Genomic DNA, 14,710 nt, shown 5'->3' with positions numbered 1-14,710 from the left:
ACAAAAGATCAGTCAGGGATCAGACTTTTTTATACAGCTGACTGCCTTCCTTCTTGAACCGCTCGGCCTGTTCCGCCAGGCCTTGGGCGACGTCCACGTCGACCGCGTCGATCCGCTGGTTGGCCGCGTATTCGCGGACTTCCTGAGTGATCTTCATCGAGCAGAACTTCGGCCCGCACATCGAACAGAAATGCGCGACCTTGGCCGAATCCTTCGGCAGGGTTTCGTCGTGATACGAACGCGCGGTGTCCGGATCCAGACCGAGGTTGAACTGGTCTTCCCAACGGAATTCGAAACGCGCCTTGCTCAAAGCGTTATCACGAATCTGCGCGCCCGGGTGTCCTTTGGCCAAGTCCGCTGCGTGGGCGGCGATCTTGTAGGTGATGATCCCGGTCTTCACGTCATCCTTGTTCGGCAGGCCCAAGTGCTCCTTCGGTGTCACGTAGCAGAGCATGGCGCAACCGAACCAGCCGATCATCGCCGCACCGATACCCGAGGTGATGTGGTCGTAACCCGGGGCGATGTCGGTGGTCAGCGGGCCGAGGGTGTAAAACGGCGCCTCGTCGCAGCACTCCAGCTGCTTGTCCATGTTCTCCTTGATCAACTGCATCGGCACGTGACCCGGGCCTTCAATCATGCATTGCACGTCATGTTTCCAGGCGATCTTGGTCAGCTCGCCGAGGGTTTCCAGTTCGCCGAATTGCGCTTCGTCGTTGGCGTCGGCAATCGAGCCCGGACGCAGGCCATCGCCCAGCGAGAAGCTGACGTCGTAGGCCTTCATGATTTCGCAGATTTCGTCGAAGTGGGTGTAGAGGAAGTTCTCTTTGTGGTGCGCCAGGCACCACTTGGCCATGATCGAACCGCCACGGGACACGATGCCGGTCACGCGCTTGGCGGTCAGCGGCACGTAGCGCAACAGCACGCCGGCGTGGATGGTGAAGTAGTCGACGCCCTGCTCGGCCTGCTCGATCAACGTGTCGCGGAACAGCTCCCAGGTCAGGTCTTCAGCGACGCCGTTGACCTTCTCCAGCGCCTGATAGATCGGCACGGTACCGATCGGCACCGGCGAGTTGCGGATGATCCACTCGCGGGTTTCGTGAATGTGTTTGCCGGTGGACAGGTCCATCACCGTGTCCGAACCCCAGCGAATGCCCCAGGTCAGTTTCGCCACTTCTTCTTCGATGGACGAACCCAGGGCGCTGTTGCCGATGTTGCCGTTGATCTTCACCAGGAAGTTGCGGCCGATGATCATCGGTTCCAGTTCGACGTGGTTGATGTTGGCCGGAATGATCGCGCGACCACGGGCGATCTCTTCGCGGACGAACTCAGGGGTGATTTCTTTCGGGATGCTCGCGCCGAAGCTGTGGCCGGCGTGTTGCTGAGTCAACAGGCCGGCAGCTCGGGCCTCTTGCAGCTTCATGTTTTCACGGATGGCGACGTATTCCATCTCGGCGGTGATGATGCCTTTGCGCGCGTAGTGCATCTGGCTGACGTTGGCCCCGGCCTTGGCGCGGCGCGGGTTGTTGACGTGGGCAAAACGCAGTTTGGTCAGCTCCGGATCGGCCAGACGTTCCTGACCGAAGCTGGAGCTCAGGCCTGGCAGACGCTCGGTGTCGCCACGGTCATCGATCCACGCCGAACGCACGTCGCCCAGACCTTTGCGCACGTCGATCACCACGTTCGGATCGGTGTACGGGCCCGAGGTGTCGTAGACGGTGACCGGCGCGTTGATTTCGCCGCCGAAGTCGGTCGGCGTCACATCGAGGGTGATTTCGCGCATCGGCACGCGGATGTCCGGGCGCGAGCCCTGAACGTAGACTTTTTGCGAACGGGTGAACGGCTGAACCGACTGCTCATCGACCTTGGCCGAGTCACTCAGGTTGATCGCGTTTTTTGCTTTTGTAGTCATCACGGGCTCTCCAGACAGCATCCAGGCAATGGATTGTCGGAGCAGAACCTGAAAGGCACGGACGCACCAGGACTGGTGCTGTGCATCGTCGTCGAGCGTTCGATTGTCGAACAATTTCCCGGACGAAGCACAAGAGGACTCGCCGGGTGACGAGAAATCTTGTTCCCTACGCAGGCGCTAACCTGATCAGGTTCAACGGGATCCGAAATTATTCGATCTCAGCCTCATAGCAAGGCACCCCGACAAGAACCCGGCCAGTCTAGACACAACCGGCGAAGAACGCCAACACCGCGGCAAACACCATGATGAATGGCGCAATTACCGGGACTTGCAGGATTGTTGCCGCACGTTTGCACAACTACACTCGCTTTGCCCTGCGCACCTTGACGCTGTCGGGGCCGCGCCGTAGCCTTGGCGCGCACATTATTTTCGTAATATTTTTGCTAGGGATCGCCTCATGCTGCGCAAACTTTCACTGGCTCTTGCCGTGTCTTGTGCGTCCAACGCAATGGCCTGGGCAGCAGAAGCGCCCTTGTCGACCAAGACCGATCTGGTCAGCGTCTATCAGGAAGCCGTCGACAACAACGCCGATCTGGCCGCCGCCCGCGCCCAGTACGGCGCGCAGAAAGAAGTGGTGCCACAGGCCCGTGCCGGCTTGCTGCCGAACCTGTCCGGCGGCGCTGAAGTGGCGGATGTGCGCACCTCGATCGACCAGCCTTCAGCCATTGCCAATCGCAGCGCGCATTCCTATCAGGCGACCCTGGCCCAGCCCTTGTTCCGTGCCGACCGCTGGTTCCAGTATCAGGCCGCCAAGGACGTCAACGAACAGGCCGCCCTGCAACTCTCGGCCAGCGAACAGAACCTGATCCTGCAATCAGCCGAAAGCTACTTCAACGTGCTGCGCAGCCAGGACAACCTGGCTTCGACCAAGGCAGAAGAAGCCGCGTTCAAGCGTCAGCTCGACCAGTCCAACGAGCGCTTCGATGTCGGCCTGTCGGACAAGACCGACGTCCTGCAATCACAAGCCAGCTACGACACCGCGCGTGCCAACCGGATCGTTGCCCAGCGTCAGGTCGACGATGCCTTCGAAGCGCTGATCACCCTGACCAACCGTCAGTACAACTCGATTCAGGGCATCGTCCATACGTTGCCGATCCTGCCGCCGACACCCAACGACGCCAAGGCCTGGGTCGACACCGCCGCCAAACAGAACCTCAATCTGCTGGCGAGCAACTTTGCGGTCAGCTCCGCCGAACAGACCCTCAAGCAGCGCAAGGCCGGCCACCTGCCGACCCTCGACGCCGTGGCCAAATACGAGAAGGGTGACAACGACGCTCTCGGCTTCGCCAACCCGAACGCCTTCGGCACGCCGTACGGTGGCAACGTCGATCAACGCACGCTGGCGTTGCAACTGAACATTCCGATCTACAGCGGCGGGCTGACCAGTTCGCAAGTGCGCCAGTCCTATGCGCAACTGGATCAGAGCGAACAGCAGCGCGAAGCCCTGCGCCGGCAGATCGTCGAAAACACCCGCAACCTGCACCGCGCGGTGAACACCGATGTCGAGCAGGTACAGGCGCGGCGCCAGTCGATCATTTCCAACCAGAGCGCGGTGGAAGCCACGGAAATCGGTTATCAGGTGGGGACGCGCAACATCGTCGACGTGCTCGATGCTCAGCGTCAGCTGTACACCTCGGTGCGCAACTACAACAACACCCGTTACGACTACATCCTCGACAACCTGCGCTTGAAGCAGGCGGCGGGGACGTTGAATCCGGGTGATCTGGAAGACCTGCGACGTTATTTGAAGGCCGACTACAACCCGGACAAGGATTTCCTCCCGCCGGATCTGGCCAAGGCCGCCGAAGCACAGCTCAGGGCGCGGCCGTAAACAATCTGAATAAATCCCCTGTGGCGAGGGGATTTATCCCCGATTCGACTGCGCAGCAGTCGTAAACCCGGCTTACCCGATCTGACTGAATCACCGAGGTGAATGGTTTGGGGCTGCTGCGCAACCCATCGGGGATAAATCCCCTCGCCACAATGTTCCAGGCGACTATTTGATTAACCGGCCCAGCCCATCCAGCAGCCGCTGCAACGCTCCCTGATTACGCCGCATCACTGCCAGCCCGGCCTCGGCCATGCGCTGGGCATCGCGCGGCAATTCGAACAGGCGCTGCACTTCCACCGCCAGCCCTTCGGCGTCATCCACTTCGGCCAACGCCCCGGCTTCACGCAATTGCGCGGCGATGTCGAGGAAGTTGAACAGGTGCGGGCCGCTGAGCACCGGTTTTGCCAACGCCGCTGGCTCCAGCAGATTGTGTCCTCCGTTCGGCACCAGACTGCCGCCAACGAAGGCACTGTCCGCCAGCGCGTAAAGAAACAGCAATTCGCCCATGGTGTCGCCGAGCAGCACCGCGGTATTTGCCTCGACATTGGCACTGGTGGAACGACGCACCGTGGCAAAGCCTTCGCGCTGGCACAATTCGAACACCGAATTGAAACGCTCGGGATGACGCGGTACCAGAATCAGCAGCGCATTCGGGTAATTCGCCAGCAGGCGACGATGGGCGTCGAGCACCACTTCGTCTTCGCCATCGTGGGTACTGGCAGCGATCCACACCGGGCGCTCCAGCGCCTGCCATTGGCCGCGCAACTCATGGGCGCGCTGCAGCAGTTGCGGGTCGATGGTCAGGTCGAACTTGATCGAGCCAGTGACCTCGACCGTCTGCGGACGCGCGCCGAGATCTCGGAAGCGCTGGGCTTCAGCCTCGGTCTGCACTGCGAAAAAACTCATTTCAGCGAGCATCGGCGCGGTCAGCTTGCTGAAGCGCCCATAGCCCCGCGCCGAACGCTCGGAGAGACGACCGTTGGCCAGCGCCACCGGTATCCCGCGTTTGGCACACTGATGAATGTGGTTGGGCCACAGTTCGGTTTCCATGATCACCGCGAGTTTCGGTTTGGCGTGATCAAGAAAACGCGCCGCTGCGCACGGCAAGTCGTATGGCAGATAGCAATGCTGGATGCGCGGCTCGCTGGCGAACAGCGCCTGAATCCGTTCCGATCCGGTCGGGGTCATGCAGGTCACGGTGATCGGCAGCTGTGGATAACGTTGCAGCAAGGCGCGAATCATCGGTGCAGCAGCGATGCTCTCTCCCACCGATACCGCATGCACCCAGATGCCTCCGGGTCGCAGTGACGGCATGCCATAAGAGAAGCGCTCGCCAATCCGTTTGGCATACGCCGGAGCCTTGCGCGAGCGCAGCCACAGCCGAATTGCCACCAATGGCAGCCCCAGGTAAAACAGCGCGGTGTAGAGAGTTCTATTCATGGCGGCGGAGTTTATCGACTTTTGTCGCCGATCGCCCGCAAGTGCACGGCAAAACGTTCCGCCAGCCACCTTGCGGCAGGGCCGAGCGGTTCGTCGCGGCGCCAGACCAGTTCCACCACCAGCGCCGGCGGCGTCCATTCACTGTCCAGCTCAACCATCAGGCCCTGATAGGCCGAATACTGCACCACATGCCGGGGCAGCCACGCCCAGCCAAGATCCCGCACCAGCCATTCGGCCATCACATAGAAACTGTCGGCACGCCACACCTGCGGGCTGGCTGGCTCGTTGCCGGGATAGACGCTCGTTTGCGTCGACATCAGCAATTGCCGATGCTGCGCCAGCTGCTGACAGGTGACGTAGGACTGCGTCGCCAACGGATGATTGATGCCGCAGACGGTGACCATTTCCACCCGCCCCAAGACCCGACGTTCCAGCGCTTCGGGGATCTCATCGTGATAGAACAGCAGGCCCAGATCGGCACGGCGTTCGACCAGTTTGCGCGCCACTTCGCCCTGAGCGGCGCTGGTCAGTTGCACTTCGAGGCTGGGAAATTGCCCGGCCAGCGCATCGAAGCTTTCCACCAGTGCCTGATAAGGCATGGCCTCGTCCTGGGCCACGCGCAACTGCGCTTCCTGACCGCGCATCATCGCCATCGCCCGACCGTTCAGACGCTCGCATTGACGCAACACTTCTCGCGCCTCTTCGAGCAGCGCCTCGCCGGCTTCGGTGAGCCGGGGCTGGCGACCACTGCTACGCTCGAACAGGCTGACGCCCAGATCATCTTCCAGCAGGGCAATCGCGCTGCTGATGGCTGACTGCGCCTTGCGCTGCTGACGTGCGACGGCGGAGAACGAGCGCTGTTCGGCGACGCTGACGAAGGCGCGCAATTGTTCCAGATTCCACTGGGTATTCATCGATCGACCCATCTTCAAAACAGATAGGTAATGACTTTACCGCATCTGGCGAATCACTAGAATGCCGCCTCAGCAAGCAACATTTTACATGAGGATCTACACATGAACGCCTACGCCTTCCTGGCTATCGCCATCTGCGCCGAAGTGATCGCCACCGTTTCGATGAAAGCGGTCAAAGGCTTGAGCACCCCGCTGCCGCTGATCCTGGTGATCGTCGGCTACGGGATCGCCTTCTGGATGCTGACCCTCGTTGTCCGCACCGTGCCGGTGGGTGTCGCCTACGCCGTGTGGGCGGGCATGGGCATCGTCATGGTCAGCGTCGCGGCGCTGTTCATTTATGGGCAGAAACTGGACGTGCCAGCGATGCTCGGGATGGCGCTGATCGTGCTCGGCGTGGTGGTCATCCAGTTGTTCTCCAAGACCGCAGGGCATTGAAGAAAAAGATCGCAGCCTTCGGCAGCTCCTACATTGGAATGCCTATCCCTGTAGGGGCTGCCGAAGGCTGCGATCTTTTTTCGCCTCTGAGCTCCGACCCCCGAGTCTGTATACTGCGCCCTCGTCTTGAACACTGAGGTCGTTGCATGCCATCCGTTATTTCCACCGACGTGCTGATTGTCGGCGCTGGTGTCGCCGGCCTCTGGCTGAACGCGCGTCTGCGCCGCCAGGGTTTTTCGACCGTGCTGGTGGAAAGCGCCAGCCTCGGCGGCGGGCAGAGTGTGAAGTCCCAGGGCATCATCCACGGTGGCGCCAAATACGCGCTGCACGGTGCACTGACCGGCGCCTCGGAAGCCATCGCCGACATGCCGCGCCGCTGGCGTGAGGCGCTGGCCGGCAACGGCGAGCTGGACCTGTCCGGCGTGCGCGTGCTGTCCGAAGCGCATTACCTGTGGTCGCCCGGCACCCTCGCCGGCAACCTCACCAGTTTCTTCGCCAGTAAAGCCGTGCGTGGCCGAGTCGATCAGGTCAAGGGCGATCAACTGCCGCCGGCGCTGCAAGACAAGCGCTTCAAGGGCAAGGTCTATCGCCTCGCCGAACTGGTGGTCGACGTGCCGAGCCTGATCCAGCGTCTGGCCGATCTGGCCGGCGACGGCCTGCTCGCCGGGCAAACCATTGAACCGCTGCTCGAAGCAGGCGTGCTGGTCGGTCTGAAGGTCGACGGTCGTGAAATCCACGCCCAGCGCATCGTCCTCAGCGCAGGGGCCGGCACCGCGCAGTTGCTGGAAGACCTGGGCCTGACCCAACCGGCGATGCAACGCCGACCGCTGCACATGATCATCGCCAAAGGCCCGAGCCTGAAGCCGTTGTACGCCCATTGCCTGGGTGGCGGCACCAAGCCGCGCATCACCGTCACGACTCACCCGGCCGCTGATGGCAACTGGGTCTGGTACCTGGGCGGCGACATTGCCGAAAGCGATGGTGTGGCCCGCGAGCCTGCCGAACAGATCGCCACTGCGCAGAAAGAACTCGGCCAATTGCTGCCGTGGATCGACCTGAGCCAGGTGCAATGGGCGACCTTGCGGGTGGATCGCGCCGAACCGCTGCAAACCGGCCTGACCCGCCCGGACAACGCTTTCCTTGCCGAGCAGGGTCGCCTGCTGGTGGGCTGGCCGACCAAACTGGCGCTGGCACCGGACTTTGCCGACCGGGTCATCGCCTCACTGGAGCGCGACGGCATTCAGCCACAACCGACCGAACCACTGCCGGCATTGCCAAAACCACCAATGGGCGTACCGGCCTGGGAGCAATTGTTGCCATGAGCGTAGCGACCCTGCACGAACTGCATCGCCCGCTGGGCAGCACCGGCCTGCTGGTGTCCCCGCTGGGCCTGGGCACGGTCAAGCTGGGCCGCGACCAGGGCGTGAAATACCCCAACGGCTTCCAGATCCCCGACGATGACGCGGCACGCTTGCTGCTCAATCAGGCCAAAGGTTTGGGCATCAACCTGATCGACACGGCTCCGGCTTATGGCCGCAGCGAAGAACGCCTCGGCCCGTTACTGCGCGGCCAGCGACAGGACTGGGTGATCGTCAGCAAGGTCGGTGAAGAGTTTGCCGACGGCCTGTCGCGGCATGACTTCAGCGCCGCGCACACGCGGATGTCTGTGGAGCGTAGTCTGCGACGTCTTGAAACCGATTTTATCGACCTGGTGCTGGTGCACTCCGACGGCAACGACCTGGCGATCCTTGAGCGCGAAGAGGTCTATGCCACCCTTGCCGCACTCAAGGCCGAGGGCAAGATTCGCGGGTTCGGTTTCTCCGGCAAAACCGTCGAAGGCGGACTAAAGGCCCTGGAGCAAGGGGACTGCGCGATGGTCACCTACAATCTGAACGAACAGAACGAGAAGGCAGTCATTGACTATGCTGCTGCCCACGGCAAAGCCATTCTGGTGAAGAAGGCGCTGGCCAGCGGCCATGTGTGTCTGAGCCCCGGCGTGGACCCGGTACGCGCCAGCTTCGAGCTGCTGTTCCGGCAGCCCGGCGTGGCCAGTGCTATTGTCGGAACGATCAATCCGCTGCACCTCGCCCATAACGTTGCGACCGTTGCCCAGGTCCTTCGTGGTCACTGACGCCGCCTCGCGGCCTTAAGCAGGAGCCGACATGCCGCGCACGCTCATCAGAAAGAACCCGAGCAACTTCAAGACACTGCCGCTGTTCGTCGAGGCCACGCCCGAAGGCCTGACCTATCAGAGCGTCGGCATGCCGCTGAATTTCGCCCAGACCTTGCAGCGGCGCAAACCGGTGAGCGTGGCGGATGCCGAGCGCTTCGCGGTGGAACTGGCCAACCTCGGAGTCTCGGTGCGCCTGACCCTGCATTGGCAGAATCGCGACTACTGGGTGCTGGTGCGCCAGCGTCGGCAGGATCGCGGCGACGTGGTGCTCAAGCTGATTTCCGGTTATGTGCCGGCCCATGAGCTGAACATCCCGCTGCACACCGCAATTCAAGAGATTGCCGAAGAGTGCCTGCTGGAAACCCCGGAGGGCTGGCTCGGCGGGCGATTCAACGACACGTGGCTGCCCGCGCCCTACTCGTCCGCCCTGCATTACCGCGAAGCGCTGCCGTTTCGCTTGACGCCGTTGTCCGGCTCGGCGCGGCCGGTGCGCTGTGCCAATCTGCAATTGCTCGAACGGCCCCGGGCCTATGTGCATTTGCCCACCGCGTCGCTGCAACTGATCTACGACCTGCGCCTGGAAGTGCCAAAAGAAGCCAAATCGCTGAGCCTGTTTCATGTCGATGAGCGGCTGGAGGGTGATCAACTGGTGGCGCGCCTGGACCGCAAGCGTCCGGATCTGTACCTGATGCCGTTGCAGGATGGCGAGCCGCTGGCCGAGCTGTACACCTTGAAGAAAGGCCTGCTGTCTCCGGCCGGCACGCGCGGTCTGTATCTGGCCGAAAGTTTTGCCAGACAGGATGGCTGGCTGGTGCGCGAGGAGCGGATTCGCTGGAAGGACTGGCTACGTCAACAAGGCCTGACGCCGCCGGAGAAACCCACGGGCCTGGCGCGGTTGCGCGGCAAGGCGAAGCAACTGTTGAAGAAGATCGTACCGCGCAAGAAAGTCAGTTCCTGAAACGCAAAAGATCGCCGCTTGCGGCAGCTCGCATTCCAATGCGGAAGCTGTCGCAGGCGGCGATCTTTTTAGCTTGAATCAGTGACCGCGAATTTTTTCCACGATCGCCGTGGTCGAGCTGTTTTCCACCAGCCCCAGCACTTTCACCGTGCCGCCGTAAGCTTTGACGATGTCGGCGCCGACCACTTGGTCGATACCGTAATCCCCCCCCTTGACCAACACATCCGGTTTGACTTCGCGCAGCAGGTTTTCCGGGGTGCCTTCCGGGAAGCTGATCACCCAGTCCACCGCGCCGAGGCCTGCGAGGACCGCCATGCGTCGGTCGACACTGTTGATCGGACGCCCCGGCCCCTTCAGACGGCTGACCGAGGCGTCATCGTTGATCGCCACGATCAGACGGTCGCCCTGGGCACGCGCCTGCTCAAGGTAAGTCACGTGCCCGGCGTGCAGAATGTCAAAGCAGCCATTGGTGAAGACGATGCGCTCGTTATGCGCGCGAGCATCGGCCACTGCCAGTACCAGTTGCTCCAGCCCCAGAACACCGCGCTCCGAACCTTCTTCACGCTGGATCGCGCGACGCAGTTCCGGAGCGCTGATCGCTGCAGTACCGAGCTTGCCGACCACAATACCGGCGGCCAGGTTGGCCAGTGCCACCGCGTGCGGCAGTTCTTCACCGGCAGCAATTGCCGCTGCGAGGGTGGAAATCACCGTGTCACCGGCACCGGTCACATCGAACACTTCACGGGCACGGGCCGGCAGGTGCAACGCCGGATGCTCCGGACGCAGCAGGGTCATGCCGTGTTCGCCACGGGTGACCAGCAGCGCGCCGAGTTCGAGATCATGCATCAGGGCAGCGCCCTTGCTCACCAGCTCGTGCTCATCGGCGCAACCACCGACGATGGCTTCGAATTCGCTGAGGTTCGGCGTGATCAGACTGGCGCCACGGTAGATCGAAAAATCCTTGCCCTTGGGATCGGCCAGCACCGGAATGCCTTTGGCCCGGGCCGCCTGAATCAAGGCCTGATGGTTTTTCAATGCACCTTTGCCGTAGTCCGACAGCACCAGCACCTTGATCCCTTCGAGCAGATCATCGACCTGCGAGGCCAGGGCCAGCGCATCGGTGGCAAACGGTTCTTCGAAGTCGATACGCAGCAATTGCTGGTGCCGGCTCATGACCCGCAGTTTGACGATGGTCGGCTGATGCGCGATGCGCTGGAACAGGGCACGCACGCCAGCGCCCTTGAGACTGTTGCTCAGGCTGTCGGCAGCTTCGTCATCACCGGTCACACCGACCAGCGACGCCGGCGCACCGAGCGCGGCAATGTTCAAGGCAACGTTGGCAGCACCGCCCGGACGGTCTTCGATTTGCTCGACTTTTACAACCGGAACCGGTGCCTCAGGGGAAATCCGTGAGGTTCCACCATGCCAGTAACGGTCGAGCATGACATCGCCGACCACCAAGACTGGGGCTTGATCGAATCGCGGCATGGACAACTTCATGGAGCAACCCACATACAAAATGAACAGGGGCGCGATATTAACACAGGGATGGCGCAGGCTTGAGTGCAGCCTGCAACAGGATGAAACAGTCCGTTACTTTGCTCATTTTTTGAGCACCAGCGCCGCCAGTTGCTCACAGGATTCGGACAACTCCAGCGCCTCGGTGTCGATCTGCCACTCGGCTGCCAATGGCGCTTCGTAAGGGCTGTCCACGCCCGTAAAGTGCTTGATCCTTCCTTCCCGCACGGCCTGATACAACCCTTTCGGATCGCGACGGGCGCAGACTTCCAGCGAAGTGCTGACGTGCACTTCGATGAAATCACCCTGGGCAAACAACCTGCGCGCAGCGTCGCGTTCGGCGCGAAACGGCGAAATGGCCGCAACGATCACTATCAGCCCGGCGTCGACCATCAACCGTGCTACCTCGGCCATGCGCCGAGTATTTTCCCGGCGGCAGGCGTTGCTCATGCCCAGGTCGCGACACAGGCCATTGCGCACATTGTCCCCATCGAGCAGAAAGGTGTGCAGACCCGACGCATGCAGGTGCAGTTCGAGGGCATTGGCCAGGGTTGACTTACCGGCGCCGGAAAATCCGGTCAGCCACAGGCAGCGTGGGCGTTGCGCCTTGAGCGCTGCACGGGCCTGATGTGATAACGCCAGACCGTAAGGCCGAATGGCCGGGGCTTGCATCGGCATTGACAGGAACTCATTCATAACCGAGCAACTCGTAATCACGCTGATAAACCCGACGCACCAGACGCCGGGTGCGCACCGTACAGAACTCCCGCGCCGGCATTGCTTGCCTTTCCCGCGAGCCGTTGACGTGAGGCAACTCGCCAGTCAGCCCCAACTGTTCGCAAACCAGACGAAAATCCCGCGCCAAGTGTTCCTGATAACCGATGAAGTCCAGCGCCAGATGCCCCAGCGAATCGGTAAGAAAGTCGGTCTGTGCCGCAAAGTGCAATTGCCGGGCAACCGTTTCCGGATGCAGCCAGCGCGCGACAAAATCGTCGAAATCCCGGTACTGCCGCACCAACTGCTGCGCCGAATGGTCACGCGCGCTCAACTCGTTGCCACGCAAAAAGGCGTAGGCCGAATAGGCGCGCTCCAGCGGGTCGCGGACAAAGGCGAACTTGAAGGCGTTGGCGAACTGCTCGGGGAATTGCTCTTCGTACCAGTACAACGGCAAGTGCCCGGGACGCCAGCCGTCGAACAACGCCGTGCAAACGCTGCTGCCGGCACATTTCGGGACATGGATGAACAGGCAGGAGCGCTGCTGGAAGGGCTGGGGAAACGTGAGGTTGGCCGACATCGACTTGTTCACCACCTGCCGATCGACCACCGACAGGCGCCCGAGCAGAAAGGCTCGCTGCGGCTTGGGCAGCAGTTTCCAGAGATAGCGTTGCAACATGAAAGCACCCGCGCGACGGGGATGGCCCCCTCGATGAAAGTCAGAGTTCGTTGGGGAACCTTAACAAGCGCGATGCCCGGATTTATTCCGGTTTGGTCAAGAAGGGTAAAGGTCTGGATACAAACGACTGTGGGAGCGAGCCTGCTCGCGATAGCGGGTGAACATGCGACACGGACGTCGTCTGTTGCAGTGCTTTCGCGAGCAGGCTCGCTCCCACAGGACAGGGCCTGGAATCAGGCGATATCTTCGGCCGGCGCATCCAGGCCCATGGCATTGAGGCGCGCGTAGTAACCATTTTGCGCCAGCAACTGATCATGGGTACCACGCTCGACAATCCGCCCCTGATCCATGACCAGAATCAGGTCGGCCTTCTCGATGGTCGACAGACGGTGGGCGATCACCAGGGTGGTGCGACCCTTCATCACCTGATCCAGTGCCGCCTGAATGTGCCGTTCGGATTCGGTGTCGAGCGCCGAGGTGGCCTCGTCGAGAATCAGCAGCGGCGCGTTCTTGAGCAGCGCGCGGGCAATTGCCAGACGCTGGCGCTGGCCACCGGAGAGCAATACACCGTTCTCGCCGACCTGAGTGTCGAGGCCTTGCGGCAGTTGCGAAATGAAGTCCATCGCGTAGGCATCACGCGCGGCTTTCTCGATGTCTTCGCGGGGTGCACCGGCCAGATCGCCATAAGCGATGTTATTGGCCACGGTGTCGCTGAACAGGGTGACGTGCTGGGTCACCTGGGCGATATGACGGCGCAGGTTGAGCAGCTTGTACTGCTCGATTTCCACGTCGTCGATAAGGATTTCGCCCTTGTCGTGGTGATAGAAGCGTGGAATCAGGTTGGCCAGCGTTGACTTGCCGCTGCCGGAACGGCCGACCAGCGCGACCATCTGTCCCGGCTGGACCGAGAAGCTGATGTCGTCGAGCACCTGACGCTCGGTGCCCGGGTAGGTGAAGCTCAGGTTGCGCACGTCCAGGCGACCGCTCACCGAATCGCGTTCGACCGTACCGGTATCGACTTCCGGCTCGACGTCCAGTTGTTCGAAAATGCTCTCGGCACCGGCCACGCCTTTCTGGATGGTCGAGCTGACTTCGGACAATTGACGGATCGGCTTGGGCAGCAGACCTGCCAGGGTGATGTAGGCGACCATGTCACCGGCCGAGGCGTCACCGCGCAGGAACAGCACGAGGAACATCAGCACCGCCATGGCGGTGTAGATCACCAGTTGCAGCATCGGCGTGTAGATCGCGCCGGTACGGGTCATGCGCAGTTGCTTGTCGGTGTTGCTCTGGCTGGCGTTGAGGAAGCGTTGTTCTTCGTAAGCCTCGCCACCGAAGCTGCGCACCACGCGATAACCCTGGATGGTTTCCGAGGCCACATGCGTGACGTCACCCATCGCCAGCTGGATCTTCTTGCTCTGCTTGCGGAATTTCTTGCTCGCGGTGCGCACCATCAAGGCGATGAGCGGCAGGATCGCGACCATCACCAGCGTCAGCTTCCAGTTCATGAACAGCAGCGAGGCAAACAGGAAGATCACCGTCATCCCTTCACGGATTACGACCTTGATCGCATCTGTTGCCGCCCCCGTGACCATGGTCACGTTGAAGGTGATACGCGAAATCAGATGACCGGAGTTATGCTTGTCGAAATAGCGGTTGGGCAGCACCAACAGGTTGTTGAACAACTGCACACGCAAGTCATGCACCAGCCCCAGGGAAACCTTGGCCAGGAAGTAGTTGCCCAGATAGGAGCCCAGCCCCTGCCACGCGGCGATCACAATGATCAGCAGCGGTACGGCCTGCAGCAGTTGCAGGTCACGCAGGTAAGGCACGGAGGGAAACAGCACCGCTTCAGGATTGGACAGGCCATCGACAAAGTACTTGAGGATGTAGCCGAGCATCGGCTGCGTCGAGGCGAAAATCAGAAAGCCGACGATGCTGATCAGGAACAGACTGATGTACGGCCGGACGTAGCCGAGCAGGCGGAAGTAGATTTTCAAGCTCGAAGGGCTTGCGGCGGGACTGGAGTCGGTCATATCACGCGAAAGTCGATAAAAAGGACGCTGACTTTAGCACAGC

General features: G+C 61.5%; 12 protein-coding genes and 1 riboswitch. Of the genes, 5 read left to right on the top strand and 7 right to left on the bottom strand.

The window, feature by feature from the left end; genetic code table 11:
- Positions 1 to 19 precede the first annotated feature (19 nt).
- Complete coding sequence (thiC, locus tag HXW87_RS06475) at positions 20 to 1,909, bottom strand: phosphomethylpyrimidine synthase ThiC (protein ID WP_047290956.1); 1,890 nt, start codon at positions 1,907 to 1,909, stop codon at positions 20 to 22.
- A 146-nt stretch (positions 1,910 to 2,055) separates the two neighbouring features.
- Positions 2,056 to 2,161, bottom strand: a riboswitch (TPP riboswitch).
- A 205-nt stretch (positions 2,162 to 2,366) separates the two neighbouring features.
- Between thiC and HXW87_RS06470 the strand changes: the two genes are divergently transcribed.
- Positions 2,367 to 3,800, top strand: a complete 1,434-nt coding sequence (locus HXW87_RS06470; RefSeq protein ID WP_095667703.1) for a TolC family outer membrane protein — start codon at positions 2,367 to 2,369, stop codon at positions 3,798 to 3,800.
- 165 nt (positions 3,801 to 3,965) lie between these two features.
- On the opposite strand, the gene waaA is transcribed toward HXW87_RS06470, so the two are convergent.
- Together waaA and HXW87_RS06460 are read right to left on the bottom strand one after the other, a co-directional pair.
- Positions 3,966 to 5,240 (bottom strand): lipid IV(A) 3-deoxy-D-manno-octulosonic acid transferase, encoded by a 1,275-nt coding sequence (gene waaA, locus HXW87_RS06465; protein ID WP_239778608.1) that lies wholly within the window; start codon positions 5,238 to 5,240, stop codon positions 3,966 to 3,968.
- 11 nt (positions 5,241 to 5,251) lie between these two features.
- Positions 5,252 to 6,154 carry a LysR family transcriptional regulator gene (locus HXW87_RS06460; protein WP_086794236.1) on the bottom strand — a complete coding sequence of 301 codons (903 nt, stop codon included), beginning with the start codon at positions 6,152 to 6,154 and terminating at the stop codon, positions 5,252 to 5,254.
- Positions 6,155 to 6,256: 102 nt separating this feature from the next.
- Here HXW87_RS06460 and HXW87_RS06455 point away from each other — a divergent pair, with 102 nt between their 5' ends.
- The 4 genes from HXW87_RS06455 to HXW87_RS06440 all read left to right on the top strand — a co-directional run bounded on the left by HXW87_RS06455 (position 6,257) and on the right by HXW87_RS06440 (position 9,720).
- Entirely contained in the window at positions 6,257 to 6,589 is a 333-nt protein-coding gene (locus HXW87_RS06455) for a multidrug efflux SMR transporter (RefSeq protein WP_003221050.1), read from the top strand.
- A gap of 146 nt (positions 6,590 to 6,735) precedes the next feature.
- Positions 6,736 to 7,911: an FAD-dependent oxidoreductase gene (locus HXW87_RS06450; RefSeq protein WP_239778607.1), complete on the top strand. Its 1,176-nt coding sequence runs from the start codon at positions 6,736 to 6,738 to the stop codon at positions 7,909 to 7,911.
- Positions 7,908 to 8,720 (top strand): aldo/keto reductase, encoded by an 813-nt coding sequence (locus HXW87_RS06445; protein WP_239778606.1) that lies wholly within the window; start codon positions 7,908 to 7,910, stop codon positions 8,718 to 8,720. Before HXW87_RS06450 ends, HXW87_RS06445 begins: the two co-directional genes overlap by 4 nt.
- 31 nt (positions 8,721 to 8,751) lie before the next feature.
- Positions 8,752 to 9,720 carry a hypothetical protein gene (locus HXW87_RS06440; RefSeq protein WP_047290951.1) on the top strand — a complete coding sequence of 323 codons (969 nt, stop codon included), beginning with the start codon at positions 8,752 to 8,754 and terminating at the stop codon, positions 9,718 to 9,720.
- A 78-nt stretch (positions 9,721 to 9,798) separates the two neighbouring features.
- On the opposite strand, the gene hldE is transcribed toward HXW87_RS06440, so the two are convergent.
- The 4 genes from hldE to msbA all read right to left on the bottom strand — a co-directional run bounded on the left by hldE (position 9,799) and on the right by msbA (position 14,667).
- A complete protein-coding gene (gene hldE / locus HXW87_RS06435; RefSeq protein WP_041065802.1) occupies positions 9,799 to 11,220 on the bottom strand; it encodes a bifunctional D-glycero-beta-D-manno-heptose-7-phosphate kinase/D-glycero-beta-D-manno-heptose 1-phosphate adenylyltransferase HldE in 1,422 nt (473 codons plus the stop codon).
- Between the two features lie 102 nt (positions 11,221 to 11,322).
- Positions 11,323 to 11,934, bottom strand: coding sequence for an adenylyl-sulfate kinase (gene cysC, locus HXW87_RS06430; RefSeq protein ID WP_047290950.1), 612 nt, complete (start codon positions 11,932 to 11,934; stop codon positions 11,323 to 11,325).
- Positions 11,927 to 12,631, bottom strand: coding sequence for a sulfotransferase family 2 domain-containing protein (locus HXW87_RS06425; RefSeq protein ID WP_047290949.1), 705 nt, complete (start codon positions 12,629 to 12,631; stop codon positions 11,927 to 11,929). Before HXW87_RS06425 ends, cysC begins: the two co-directional genes overlap by 8 nt.
- A 233-nt stretch (positions 12,632 to 12,864) precedes the next feature.
- Positions 12,865 to 14,667 carry a lipid A export permease/ATP-binding protein MsbA gene (gene msbA, locus HXW87_RS06420; protein WP_047290948.1) on the bottom strand — a complete coding sequence of 601 codons (1,803 nt, stop codon included), beginning with the start codon at positions 14,665 to 14,667 and terminating at the stop codon, positions 12,865 to 12,867.
- Positions 14,668 to 14,710 lie beyond the last annotated feature (43 nt).

The sequence above is a fragment of the Pseudomonas sp. Y5-11 genome (assembly GCF_022368695.1).
GTDB lineage: Bacteria > Pseudomonadota > Gammaproteobacteria > Pseudomonadales > Pseudomonadaceae > Aquipseudomonas > Aquipseudomonas parakoreensis.
The sequence above is the reverse complement of the archived record's forward strand: the minus strand, read 5'-3'. Positions and strand labels throughout refer to the sequence as shown.